Below are 12776 nucleotides of genomic sequence, written 5' to 3' on the forward strand. Positions count from 1 at the left end.
TCGCTTTCTTGATGCGTGCATCAATCGTCCGCGCTGCATTCTTAACTGTAGGAGCGTGGCTTGTCCCGCGATCTGCCGGGAACCGGCAGCAAAACCGGTGCATGCGGAGTGTCAGGTATAACCGGTTGCCTGATTTTGCTGCCGCTGCGCGCCAGATCGTCCGAGTGCGGCCCAGAGCAAGCTTGTTCCCACGGCCTCTGGTCAGAATCAAAAGCCGCGAGCCGTGTTAAATACCGATACCGTCTGGTGTAGGAGCGCGCTTGCCCGCGATCTGCCGGGAACCGGCAGCAAAACCGGTGCATGCGGCGTATCAGGCATAACCGGGTTGCCTGATTTTGCTGCCGCTACGCGCCAGATCGCGGGACAAGCCACGCTCCTACAAGAGAGAGGTGTGCGGGAAATGGATGCACGAACCAAGAATGCGAGGAGCGTTAGCTCCAGCCCGAGTTGCTCTTGTACGCGACAGTCCAGACACCACAAATCGCGACTTGGGCGCAGGCCAAACGTAGATGACGCGCAGTGGGTCGAGCGGCATGGATGCCGCGAGAGCGCCGTCAGGGCATGGATGCCCGTTCGGCGCGTGCCCACGGAGCGTCGTCGGAGTGCGGGAACCCGAGGAACGAGGGCCAAGCCAGGAGCAAAGCGTTTTTGGTTACTTTTGTCGCTTTTTACAAAAGTGACCCGCTGTAAGAGCGGAACCACATGTAGCCGTTACCGCAGCAACGGATATACACCCAGCCCCCATGCCCAATAAAAAGGCCCCCGAAAAGGGGCCATTTCTAAAGCTTTGCAAGCTGCAAGAGAAGGGTTCACCCCCCCAAATACGCATCCCGTACCTTCGGATCCACCAGCAACTCAGCCCCCGAACCCTGCATCACCACCCGGCCGTTCTCCAGCACATACGCACGGTCGGCGATTTTCAAGGCCTGGTTGGCATTCTGCTCAACCAAAAACACCGTCACACCATCCCGACGCAACTGTTCGACGATCTCGAAAATCTGCTGAATGATGATCGGCGCCAGACCCAGCGACGGCTCGTCGAGCAGCAGCAGCTTAGGCTTGCTCATCAGTGCGCGACCGATGGCGAGCATCTGCTGTTCGCCACCGGACATGGTGCCGCCGCGCTGGTTGAAGCGTTCTTTCAGACGCGGAAACAGGGCCAGCACCTTGTCCATCTGCTCTTGATAATCACCCTTGTCCGTGAAGAAACCGCCCATGGCCAGGTTCTCTTCCACGGTCAGGCGAGCGAACACGCGGCGGCCTTCCGGCACCACGGCAATGCTCTTGCGCATGATCACCGAGGACTCCAGGCCCACCAGCTCTTCACCCATGTAACGGATGCTGCCGCTGTGCGCGCGCGGCGAACCGCAGAGGGTCATCAGCAGGGTGGATTTGCCGGCACCGTTGGCGCCGATCAGGGTCACGATCTCACCCTGTTGCACGTCGATGCTGACGCCATGCAGCGCCTGGATCTTGCCGTAGAAGGTGGAAACGTTGTCGAACTGCAGCATTTACGCTTCCCCCAGGTAGGCTTTGATCACTTCAGGATTGTCACGGATCTGCTCGGGTGTGCCGTCGGCCAGAGGCGTGCCCTGGTTGATTACCACGATGTGGTCGGAAATGCTCATGACCAGTTTCATGTCGTGTTCGATCAGCAACACCGTGGCGTTGTGCTCGTTACGCAGCACGCCGATCAGCGCCTTGAGGTCTTCGGTTTCCTTGGGGTTCAGACCCGCAGCCGGTTCGTCTAGCATCAGGATGCGCGGACGGGTCATCATGCAGCGGGCGATTTCCAGACGACGCTGCTGCCCGTATGCCAGCGTACCGGCAGGGCGGTTGGCGAAGGCTTTGAGGTCAACCGCTTCGAGCCAGTGTTCGGCGTATTCCATGGCCTCGCGCTCGCTCTTGCGATACGCCGGCGTCTTGAACAGACCGGACAGGAAGTTGGTGTTCAGGTGACGGTGCTGGGCGACCAGCAGGTTTTCCACGGCGGTCATTTCCTTGAACAGACGCACGTTCTGAAAGGTACGCACCACGCCCTTGCGCGCGATCTCGTGACCGGCCAGCCCTTGAATCGGTTCGCCGTCTAGCAGGATGGTGCCCGCTGTCGGCTTGTAGAAGCCCGTGAGGCAGTTGAACACGGTGGTCTTGCCGGCACCGTTAGGGCCGATCATCGACACCACCTGTTTCTCGTTCACGGTCAGACCTACGCCGTTGACCGCCAACAGGCCGCCGAAGCGCATGCTCAAGCCCGAAGCTTGCAGAAGTGGACGGCTCATCAGCGTTCCCCTTTGAGTTTCATGACGGGACGCTGCATTGGCAGGAAGCCCTGAGGACGCCAGATCATCATCAGCACCATCAAGGCGCCGAAGCCCAACATCCGGTATTCGCTGAATTCGCGCAGCAGTTCAGGCAACAGAATCATCACCACCGCAGCGAGAATCACGCCCAATTGCGAGCCCATGCCGCCCAATACCACGATGGCGAGGATGATCGCTGACTCAAGGAACGTGAACGATTCCGGAGTAATCAGGCCTTGGCGCGCGGCAAAGAAGCTGCCGGCGAAACCGGCGAACGCGGCACCCAGGGTGAACGCGGAGAGCTTGATCACGGTAGGGTTCAAGCCCAGTGCGCGGCAGGCGATTTCATCTTCGCGCAGGGCTTCCCACGCGCGACCGATCGGCATGCGCAACAGGCGGTTGATTACGAACAGGGCCAACAGCGCCAGGAGCAGGGCGATCAGGTAGAGGAAGATCACCTTGTTGATGGAGTTGTATTCCAGGCCGAAATATTCGTGGAAGGTCTGCATGCCTTCAGCGGCCCTGCGTTCGAAGCTCAGGCCGAACAGCGTCGGTTTTTCGATGTTGCTGATGCCGTTCGGACCGCCGGTGATGTCGGTCAGGTTACGCAGGAACAGGCGAATGATTTCGCCGAAACCCAGCGTCACGATGGCCAGATAGTCGCCGCGCAGGCGCAGCACCGGGAAGCCCAGCAGAAAGCCAAAGGTCGCTGACGCCAGACCGGCCAGCGGCAGGCAGATCCAGAAACCGAGGCCGAAGTAATGCTGCAGCAGGGCATAGGTGTAGGCGCCGACGGCGTAGAAGCCGACGTAGCCCAGGTCCAGCAGACCCGCCAGGCCAACCACGATGTTCAGGCCCAGACCCAGCATCACGTAGATCAGGATCAGCGTGGCGATGTCCACCGCGCCACGCGAGCCGAAGAACGGCCAGACCAGGGCGGCGATGACGATTGCACCGAGGAACCAGCGCTGGGTCGACGGCAGGGTCAGGAAATTGCTGGCCTTGTCCGACACCAGTTGCTTTTGCGGGCGCGAACGCCACATGGCGCTGATCTGCTCATTGAACAGCACGCGCAGAAACATCAGCAACGCGGCGGCGAAAATCACCAGCACGGTGGTGGTGCTGGCACCGACAACCGCCAGGTTGACCCCGACGATGTCCAGTTTGAGCCCGAGAATCGGGTAAGCGACGGCCAGCACCAGCACTGCGCTGAAGAGGGCCGATTTGAGATTCCTGGTCATACTTTTTCAACCTCCGGACGGCCGAGCAGGCCGGTTGGCCGGAACAACAACACCAATACGAGAAGACTGAACGCCACCACATCCTTGTACTGGTCACCGAAAATGTCGGCGCCAAACGCTTCAGCCACACCGAGCACCAGACCGCCGAGCATCGCGCCCGGGATGCTGCCGATACCGCCCAGTACCGCTGCAGTGAAGGCCTTGATGCCGACGAGGAAACCGGCGTTGGGGTTGATCACGCCGTACTGCATGCTCAGCAATACCGCGGCGACCGCCGCCAGCGCCGCGCCGATGACGAAGGTCAGGGCGATGATGTTGTTGGTATTGATGCCGAGCAGGTTGGCCATCTTGATGTCTTCGGCACAGGCACGGCAGGCGCGACCCAGGCGGGAACGGGAGATGAACCACGTCAGACCGAGCATGGCCACTACGGTGACAATGAAGATCAGGATCTGCATGTACGAGATCACCACTTCGTGCGTGCTGCCGGGGCCGAAGACGAAGTTGCCGGGGATCAGGTTCGGGATCGATTTGTCCTTGGAGTCCTGCGACAACAGCACGGTGTTCTGCAGGAAGATCGACATACCGATTGCGGAAATCAGGGGGATCAGACGGTTGCTGCCACGCAGCGGACGGTAGGCAACCCGTTCGATGGCGTAACCATAGGCACTGGTCACCACGATACTGGCGACGAATGCAGCCGTGATCAGCAGGGGCAGGTTGTCCAGCCCGAGCATGGTCAGGCCCGCCAGGGCGATGAACGCCACGTACGAACCGATCATGTACACCTCGCCGTGGGCGAAGTTGATCATGCCGATGATGCCGTAGACCATGGTGTATCCGATGGCGATCAAGGCGTAAGTGCTGCCAATGGTCATGCCATTAACCAGCTGTTGGAAAAAATGATAGAGATCTATCTCGGGCATTGCCGCGCTCCTAAAAACCTTCTCGGTGTTCCACTGGTGAAGTCTTTTTCCCGCTCGCGCGTCGTGATCTACGTCCGCGTTCGGCACGAGCCCAGTGAATCACTGGTGCGGTTTCAAGATGTTCAGGGCATCAGGGTTCTTGTGAAACCCCGCGTCCCAACTAAAACAAAGCCCACTGCGGTTGCAGTGGGCTCCGGGTTCAACATGAGGCGTGTGATTACTTCACAGGGGCTTCAGTCTTGGTGCCATCTTTGTGCCAGGTGTAAACGACGAATTTGAAGTCTTTCAGGTCACCCTTGGCGTCGAAGGACAGATCGCCGGTAGGGGTCTTGAAGGTGCCTTTGTGGATGGCGTCAGCCACTTTGGCGGTGTCTTCGGACTTGGCGGCTTTGATGCCTTCGGCGATCACTTCAACAGCAGCGTAGGCCGGGAACACGAACGGACCGCTCGGGTCTTCTTTCTTCGCTTTGAATTCTTCTACCAGTGCCTTGTTGGCGGGGTCCTGGTCGAAGGACTTCGGCAGGGTCACCAGCAGGCCTTCGGAAGCGTCCTGAGCGATCTGCGAGATCGACGCGTTACCCACGCCTTCCGGACCCATGAAGCCGGCTTTCAGGCCTTTTTCCTGTGCCTGACGCAGGATCAGACCCAGCTCAGGGTGGTAGCCGCCGTAGTAAACGAAGTCGACGTTGGCTTGCTTCATTTTGGCGATCAGCGAGGAGAAGTCCTTGTCGCCGGCGTTGATGCCTTCGAACAGGGCGACTTTCACGCCGTCTTTTTCCAGCGTTTGTTTAACGGCAGTGGCGATACCTTCACCGTACTGCTGCTTGTCGTGGATGACCGCAACGATCTTCGGCTTGACCTGTTTGGCAATGTATTCACCCGCCGCCGGGCCTTGAGCGCTGTCCAGGCCGATGGTGCGGAACACCATTTTGTAGCCACGGTTGGTGATTTCCGGGCTGGTGGCCGCCGGAGTGATCATGATGACGCCTTCGTCTTCGTAGATGTCGGACGCAGGCTGAGTGGAGCTGGAGCACAGGTGGCCGACCACGAATTTCACGCCGTCGTTGACCACTTTGTTGGCGACTGCGACCGCTTGTTTAGGGTCACACGCGTCGTCGTATTCAACGGCTTCGAGTTTCTTGCCATCGACGCCGCCTTTGGCGTTGATGTCAGCGATGGCCATTTTGGCGCCGCTGAACTGCATGTCGCCGTATTGGGCAACAGCACCGGTCTTGGGACCGGCGATACCGATCTTGATGGTGTCAGCTGCGAACGAATGGCTGGCAACCCCCGCCAGAACCAGTGCGGCAAACAGCTTGGAAATCTGATTAATACCCTTAGTCATGATGCTCCACTCTTGCGTTGTAGTTTTTATAATCCTGACGGCCAAAAGCTGCAGGACCGGATTGATATATCCAGGCCACACCCCCGGCAACTGTACCGGAACAGTTTAGAGCGCCGGTCGAGCGCTTGAAAAGCTGGCTGCAGGGGGCAAAACCTGTTGATGTCGCTTAATCGAAAGAAAGATACACAATCAAGCCGGTCTATCGACGAACCGGAGCCGTCTATCCACCGACCTGAGCGAAGTTCTCTGCAATCAATCACTTGAATCCGGGTTTGTCGGCCGGGAAGGCGGCGCTATCATGACGCCGATTTTCCAAACGGTGAAACCCATGACGCAAGAACCTAGCACCCTCTATGCCAAACTGCTTGGCGAAACGGCCTCAATCTCGTGGAAAGAATTGCAACCTTTCTTTGCCAAGGGTGCCCTGTTGTGGGTCGAGCCTTCGCAGGATTTGATCGCGGTTGCCGAATCATTTGCCGAGAATGCCGAGGCGAAGGTCGCGGCCTGGCTGGGCACGGGGGAGGTCGGCAAGGTCTCTGAATCAACGGCTCTGGACTTGCTGGAGCGCGACCCGCCGCTTTGGGCGGTCGTGGTTGCACCTTGGGTGTTGATCCAGGAAAGGGCGTGAGGGTTGGTTGTGCGCTGATTTGGTGCGGACGCTGATGGCAAAGTGGGTAGGTTGGTAACTGACGGTGTGCACTTGGTACCGGAAGATCAATCCCTGCGGGAACGCCACCCCGGGGCGCTCCCACGGTTAAGAACGCGGCAGGGCGACTGATGCACTAATCATAAAAGTCTTGTGCAACGTGGGAAGAGGGCCCATTAAACCCTCAATTCAAACCCTCCGTCCTCCACGCATACTGATTCAGAAATCACTCCCGTCGACCATGCTGCTCCAGAAAGCACCGGCTGAATGATGGCCGCGAGCCCAAATGCTGCACGGGCAGCGTCACAGTCCGGATTGTGCTGGCCATCGGTCCATGAGGCCTCGAACTCTCTGCAGGTGCTGGAGCGCTGCGCGTAGATCGAGCAACGCGTTCCTGTCCCCACTTCCCCCTCAAGGGCGGTGCAGCGCACGGATTTGCAATCGGTTCCCAGCATCGCGACCCGGCTGGGGCTGATGCTGCTGACCAGCTCGTCGGGCACGGTTCCACCCGCCGATGTGCATTCTCCCCAAAAAAAAGACACACGAAAGTGTGAACAGCAGGCACCACAATTCAGGCACGGACTGGCTTCGGACATGGACGTTAACCGAGGAGAATGAGTCAGGAAAGGGGATGAATCGGCGGGCTATTCTAGGCTTTCCATGGCGGCTGGGAAGTAGGCCGAGAAAATATTTCTGGATGTGTATGACGCTTGAAATGCGCAGGCATGAGGGGAGTGTCTGGCCATCTGGAAACGCCCTTGAGATGGGCTTACATCAGCCTTGCGAATGATCAAAGACAAGGCCGGCATCCCTGACTAGATTCCATATCTCCGGCTTAGTGGTGTCTGGCCAAAAAAACAATAAAGAGATCGACACATGGATCATTCGACTCAGGCAGCGAACGCGTGGCGCATATTGTTTTTGCTGTTTCTGGCCAACCTGTTCAATTTCTTCGATCGCACCATCCCCGCGATCATCATCGAGCCGATCCGCAAGGAGTGGCTGTTGAGCGACTTTCAGCTGGGCATCATCGGTACGGCGTTTACCCTGGTCTACGCCATCGCCGGTTTGCCGCTCGGTCGCATGGCGGACAACGGGTCGCGCCGCAAGCTGATGGGCTGGGGGCTGGCCGTGTGGAGTGGTCTGACGGCAGTGAATGGCCTGGTCGGTAATTTCTGGGCGTTTCTGTTGGTGCGCATGGGCGTGGGCATTGGCGAAGCGAGCTACGCGCCTGCGGCCAACTCGTTGATCGGTGATCTGTTTCCTGCGCACAAGCGGGCACGGGCGATGGGGATATTCATGCTCGGCTTGCCGCTGGGCCTGTTGCTGGCCTTCTTTACCATCGGCGCGATGGTCAAGGCGTTCGACAGCTGGCGAGCGCCGTTCTTCATCGCCGCTGTACCGGGGTTGCTGCTGGCGGTGTTCATGTTTTTCATTAGGGAGCCCGCACGCGGCGCCGCTGAAAGCGTGGCGATGTCGCAGGAAAAGATCGACCGGCCAATCCGTCGCGTCTTGGCGGTCCCCACGTTCCGCTGGCTGGTGCTGGCGGGCCTGGCGTTCAACTTTGCGACCTACGCGTGCAACTCGTTCATGGTGCCGATGCTACAGCGGTACTTCCTGCTCTCGTTGCAGGACGCCGCGATGGCGACGGGGATCATCGTCGGTGTGACCGGGCTGGTGGGTTTGACGCTGGGAGGCTGGATCGCTGACAAACTGCACCAGCGTTTCGCCAACGGGCGACTCATGTTCGCGGCGTTGAGCATGGCCATCGCGTGCCTGTGTACCGGCTATTCGCTGCACGCCGGGCGCATCGAGATCGGTGTGTTCGTGGCTGTGTTCAGCGTTGGCTGGTTGTTTTCCTACAACTTCTATACCTGCGTTTACACGGCGATTCAGGACGTCGTGCAGCCTCGACTGCGGGCCACGGCGATGGCGCTGTTCTTTGCCGGGCTGTACCTGTTGGGTGGCGGCCTGGGACCGGTGGTGGTGGGTTTGCTGTCTGATCACTTTGCCCATTCGGCGATGTACGCCGCCCAGGTGGAACAGATGACCGAACCCTTCAAGGCGGTCGGCCTGCATGATGCGATGTACCTGATCCCGGTCGCCTTGTTTTTTGCGCTGGTATTCCTGGCGCGGGCGTCTAAATGCTTCAGCCGCGATGCGCAGCGGATGCGCGAAGGGATGGTGGCCGATGAGCCGGTGGGGCAGGGCGTGAAGCCGTCGGTGGTGTAACCCTGGTACGAAACTGTTTGCGAACCCCTGTAGGAGCGCGCTTGCCCGCGATGGCGTCGGCACATCCAACAGAGTGGGTGACAGACATACCGATATCGCGGGCAAGCGCGCTCCTACAGGTTTTGTGTTCGCCGCATCATCTGCGGCAAGGCGGGTTAACCCGCGACCAACACCCGAATCGCTTCCAGCCGAAGGGCCGCTTTGTCCAGCATCGCCAGTCCCTGCTCACGCAGTTCGCGCAGCGCGGTCAGTTCGCTGTCGCGAACGGTCGGGTTGACCGCTTGCAGTGCGGTCAGACGGGCCAGTTCTTCGTCGGTGTCGGCGGCCAGACGACGCTGTGCTTCCGCTACGCGTTCGGCATGTTTCGGTGCGATCTTGCTTTCGGCGGCGGTGATCTGCGGGTTGAGCACGTCGCGCTGGGCCTGGATGAACTTGTTGGCGCTGGCCCGCGGTACGCTTTCCAGCTGATCGTTCAGCGTGGCGAACGAGACGCGGCTCGACAGATCGTTGCCATTGGCGTCCAGCAGGCAACGCAGGGCGGCCGGTGGCAGGTAGCGCCCCAGTTGCAGCGAACGCGGTGCAACCACTTCACTGACGTAAAGCAGCTCAAGCAGCACGGTCCCCGGTTTAAGCGCCTTGTTCTTGATCAGAGCGACGGCGGTGTTGCCCATCGAGCCGGACAACACCAGGTCCATGCCGCCTTGCACCATCGGGTGTTCCCAGGTGATGAACTGCATGTCTTCGCGGGACAGCGCCTGGTTACGGTCGTAGGTGATGGTCACGCCTTCGTCGTCGCCCAGCGGGAAGCTGGCGTCGAGCATCTTCTCGCTCGGCTTGAGGATCAGGGCGTTTTCCGAATGGTCCTCGCTGTCGATGCCGAACGCGTCGAACAGGGTTTCCATGTAGATCGGCAGGGTGAACTGATCATCCTGCTCAAGGATGGCCTCGACCAGCGCCTCGCCTTCGCCTGCGCCGCCCGAATTGAGTTCCAGCAAGCGGTCACGACCGGTGTGCAATTCGCTTTCCAGGCGTTCGCGTTCCGTACGGGCCTCAGCCACCAGCGCCTGCCAGTCATCCTCGTCACCACCTTCCAACTGCGGCAATAGACGCGCGCCGAACTGATGTTGCAGGGCATTCCCGGTCGGACAGGTGTTGAGGAAGGCGTTGAGTGCTTCGTGATACCACTGGAACAGGCGCTCTTGCGGGCTGGTTTCCAGATACGGTACGTGCAGCTCGATGATGTGCTTCTGGCCGATTCGGTCCAGACGGCCAATACGTTGCTCCAGCAAATCCGGGTGAGCGGGCAGGTCGAACAACACCAGGTGATGGGCGAACTGGAAGTTACGGCCTTCGCTGCCGATTTCCGAACAGATCAGCACCTGTGCGCCGAACTCTTCGTCAGCGAAGTAGGCGGCGGCGCGGTCACGTTCCAGGATGTTCATGCCTTCGTGGAACACGGTTGCCGGGATACCGGAGCGCACCCGCAGTGCGTCTTCCAGGTCCATTGCCGTTTCGGCGTGAGCGCAGATCACCAGCACTTTGACGCGTTTGAGCATCTTCAGTGTGTCGATCAGCCAGTCAACGCGAGGGTCGAAACGCCACCAGCGTTCTTCTTCACTGGTTTCGCCCTGCGCCTGGAAACTGACTTCCGGGTACAGGTCGGCGTGCTCACCGATCGGCAATTCGAGGTATTCGGCCGGGCACGGCAGCGGATACGGGTGCAGCTTGCGCTCCGGAAAGCCCTGCACGGCGGCACGGGTATTACGGAACAGCACGCGGCCGGTGCCGTGACGGTCAAGCAATTCGCGGATCAGACGGGCGCTGGCTTCGGTGTCGCCATCGGCCACGGCACCCAGCAGTGCTTCGCCTTCGGCACCGAGGAAGCCGTGAATGGTCTTGTGTGCTTCCGGCGAGAGACGGCCCTGATCAAGGAGTTCCTGAACGGCTTCGGCGACCGGGCGATAGTTTTCGCTCTCGGCGCGGAAGGCGTGCAGGTCGTGAAAACGGTTCGGGTCGAGCAGGCGCAGACGGGCGAAGTGGCTGTCCTGGCCCAACTGCTCCGGCGTCGCGGTGAGCAGCAACACGCCGGGAATCACTTCGGCCAGTTGTTCGACCAGCGAGTATTCCGGGCTGGCTTTGTCCTCGTGCCATACCAGATGGTGCGCTTCGTCGACGACCAGCAAGTCCCAGCCCGCCGCGAACAGCGCGTCCTGGGCCTTCTCGTCGTCAACCAGCCACTCCAGCGACACCAGTGCGAGCTGGGTGTCCTCGAAGGGGTTGCTGGCATCGCTTTCAATGAAACGCTCGGCGTCGAACAGCGCCACCTGCAGGTTGAAACGACGACGCATTTCGACCAGCCACTGGTGCTGCAGGTTTTCCGGAACCAGGATCAACACGCGGCTGGCGCGCCCCGACAGCAATTGACGGTGAATCACCAGACCGGCTTCGATGGTCTTGCCCAGGCCCACTTCGTCAGCCAGCAAAACACGCGGAGCGATTCGGTCGGCCACTTCACGGGCGATGTGCAGCTGGTGGGCGATAGGCTGTGCCCGAACGCCGCCCAGGCCCCAGAGCGAGGATTGCAACTGACGGCTGGTGTGCTCCAGCGTGTGATAACGCAGTGAGAACCAGGCCAGCGGGTCGATCTGCCCGGCGAACAGACGGTCGCTCGCCAGACGGAACTGAATGAAGTTCGACAGTTGGGTTTCCGGCAGGGTGACCTGCTGGTTCTGTGCGTTGAGGCCGTGGTACACCAGCAGGCCGTCGACGTCCTCGACTTCGCGAACGGTCATCTTCCAGTTCTCGAAGTGGGTGATGGTGTCACCCGGCGAGAAACGGACACGCGTGAGCGGGGCATTGCGCAACGCATACTGGCGAGTGTCGCCAGTGGCCGGATAGAGCACGGTCAACAAGCGGCCGTCCTGTGCCAGAACGGTGCCTAAACCCAGCTCGGCTTCGCTGTCGCTAATCCAGCGTTGCCCCGGTTGATACTGCTGCGCCATGCTGCCTGACTCCCGCCTTGAAAAAGCCGACTATGTTAACGGAACAAGCCGCCCAGGCCAAAGCCACAATGTAAAAACGCCCGTATTTATTGGGTTTGTGGCCGTGCGCTAGCACTTGTTGCGAAAAACATAGTCCAAACTTCCTCTGCAAACGGCTCAAGTCGACGAAACGGCAGCCGACAGCTTGATAACAGGAGACCATTACCATGCTGCCACCGCTGATTCCCTTGAGTGCAGCCCCCGTGACTGCGCAGCAGGACCCGGTCAAGCCCACCCCGGACATTCCTCCCGTCGCGCCCGTGCAGCCGAGTTCCAGCGACAGCACGATTAACATGCGGGAGCGCGATCCCGAGCAAGCCCAGTTGCTGCTGCGCGAAGAACAGCGCCGACAGCAAAGGCGTCGCCGTGACCGTCGTGCTGCCGACCGTCATCCCGATCTTTCTGAAGACACCCTGAACGAACCCCAACACGCCGGCCCGGCCATGCCTGGGGATTACCTGAATGCGGACAATACCGTCCCGGTCGTACCGATCATCGACGATGAACCGCGTCAGGGCTTGTGGGTGGATTTGAAAATCTGAGGTGCTGGTCAGCGCCGCCGGGATTACGCATTATTGTCGCCATTGGACATTCTAGAGCAGCACGCCATGAGCGATGACGAAAAACTGGTAGACCTGAGTGTCGAGCGCGCCAAGCGTGTTCACGATCTCAATGACAAACGCCTCAACGAAGTGCGCCAGGCCTTCGAGCAGGCGATGCCGCTGGGCAAGGGCAAGAAAAAAACCAAGAGCAAGCCGAAAAAGCGCTAGACCTCCTTTCTTTCTCCGATCCGTCAGTGCGCGGTCGCTTCGATGCGTCGCGCCATTGACCTGGGTCAACACTTCTTCTGCGTCGCCTGCGTAATCTGAACCTATCGAACAGGGTCACAGCAGGAGGGGCGCTTATGTTTCTCGATCATGCAGTGATAGCGGGTGTGATGACGGTCATGCTGATGCTGAGTTTTTTTGCTGGGTTGTCACTGTTTATCTGGAGGGACTCGCACAAGCGCGGCAAGGATTGAGTCCCTTATAAAAAGAGCACGCAA

General features: G+C 59.7%; 12 protein-coding genes. 5 read left to right on the top strand and 7 right to left on the bottom strand.

Annotation, left to right across the window (positions count from 1 at the left end):
• Nucleotides 1-809: 809 nt before the first annotated feature.
• From BMY73_RS18690 to BMY73_RS18710, 5 genes are all read right to left on the bottom strand, one after another.
• On the bottom strand, nt 810-1511 hold the full coding sequence (locus BMY73_RS18690; RefSeq protein WP_062387842.1) for an ABC transporter ATP-binding protein: 702 nt from the start codon (nt 1509-1511) through the stop codon (nt 810-812).
• A complete protein-coding gene (livG, locus tag BMY73_RS18695) occupies nt 1512-2279 on the bottom strand; it encodes a high-affinity branched-chain amino acid ABC transporter ATP-binding protein LivG (protein ID WP_092408935.1) in 768 nt (255 codons plus the stop codon). It lies immediately after the preceding gene.
• Entirely contained in the window at nt 2279-3541 is a 1263-nt protein-coding gene (locus BMY73_RS18700) for a high-affinity branched-chain amino acid ABC transporter permease LivM (protein WP_062387838.1), read from the bottom strand. The genes livG and BMY73_RS18700 overlap by 1 nt, the downstream gene beginning before the upstream one ends.
• Nucleotides 3538-4467: a high-affinity branched-chain amino acid ABC transporter permease LivH gene (gene livH, locus BMY73_RS18705; protein ID WP_062387836.1), complete on the bottom strand. Its 930-nt coding sequence runs from the start codon at nt 4465-4467 to the stop codon at nt 3538-3540. The genes BMY73_RS18700 and livH overlap by 4 nt, the downstream gene beginning before the upstream one ends.
• Before the next feature lie 217 nt (nt 4468-4684).
• A complete protein-coding gene (locus tag BMY73_RS18710; RefSeq protein ID WP_062387834.1) occupies nt 4685-5812 on the bottom strand; it encodes a branched-chain amino acid ABC transporter substrate-binding protein in 1128 nt (375 codons plus the stop codon).
• Between the two features lie 328 nt (nt 5813-6140).
• On the opposite strand from BMY73_RS18710, the gene BMY73_RS18715 reads away from it, so the two are divergent.
• Nucleotides 6141-6440: a DUF2288 domain-containing protein gene (locus BMY73_RS18715; protein WP_175500215.1), complete on the top strand. Its 300-nt coding sequence runs from the start codon at nt 6141-6143 to the stop codon at nt 6438-6440.
• A gap of 194 nt (nt 6441-6634) precedes the next feature.
• Here the strand turns inward: BMY73_RS18715 and BMY73_RS18720 are convergent, their stop codons facing one another.
• On the bottom strand, nt 6635-7054 hold the full coding sequence (locus BMY73_RS18720) for a YkgJ family cysteine cluster protein (protein WP_092408937.1): 420 nt from the start codon (nt 7052-7054) through the stop codon (nt 6635-6637).
• Nucleotides 7055-7334: 280 nt separating this feature from the next.
• Here BMY73_RS18720 and BMY73_RS18725 point away from each other — a divergent pair, with 280 nt between their 5' ends.
• Entirely contained in the window at nt 7335-8690 is a 1356-nt protein-coding gene (locus BMY73_RS18725) for a spinster family MFS transporter (RefSeq protein WP_092408939.1), read from the top strand.
• Nucleotides 8691-8845: 155 nt separating this feature from the next.
• Here the strand turns inward: BMY73_RS18725 and rapA are convergent, their stop codons facing one another.
• Nucleotides 8846-11692 carry an RNA polymerase-associated protein RapA gene (gene rapA / locus BMY73_RS18730; protein WP_092408941.1) on the bottom strand — a complete coding sequence of 949 codons (2847 nt, stop codon included), beginning with the start codon at nt 11690-11692 and terminating at the stop codon, nt 8846-8848.
• Between the two features lie 206 nt (nt 11693-11898).
• On the opposite strand from rapA, the gene BMY73_RS18735 reads away from it, so the two are divergent.
• From BMY73_RS18735 to ccoM, 3 genes are all read left to right on the top strand, one after another.
• A complete protein-coding gene (locus BMY73_RS18735; RefSeq protein WP_092408943.1) occupies nt 11899-12273 on the top strand; it encodes an aspartate-semialdehyde dehydrogenase in 375 nt (124 codons plus the stop codon).
• Between the two features lie 66 nt (nt 12274-12339).
• Nucleotides 12340-12501, top strand: a complete 162-nt coding sequence (locus BMY73_RS28355) for a hypothetical protein (RefSeq protein WP_092408945.1) — start codon at nt 12340-12342, stop codon at nt 12499-12501.
• Nucleotides 12502-12635: 134 nt separating this feature from the next.
• Nucleotides 12636-12752, top strand: a complete 117-nt coding sequence (ccoM, locus tag BMY73_RS28650) for a cytochrome c oxidase subunit CcoM (RefSeq protein ID WP_062387817.1) — start codon at nt 12636-12638, stop codon at nt 12750-12752.
• Nucleotides 12753-12776: the final 24 nt, after the last annotated feature.

Origin of the sequence: Pseudomonas sp. NFACC02 (assembly GCF_900110765.1) — a bacterium.
Taxonomy (GTDB): Bacteria; Pseudomonadota; Gammaproteobacteria; order Pseudomonadales; family Pseudomonadaceae; genus Aquipseudomonas.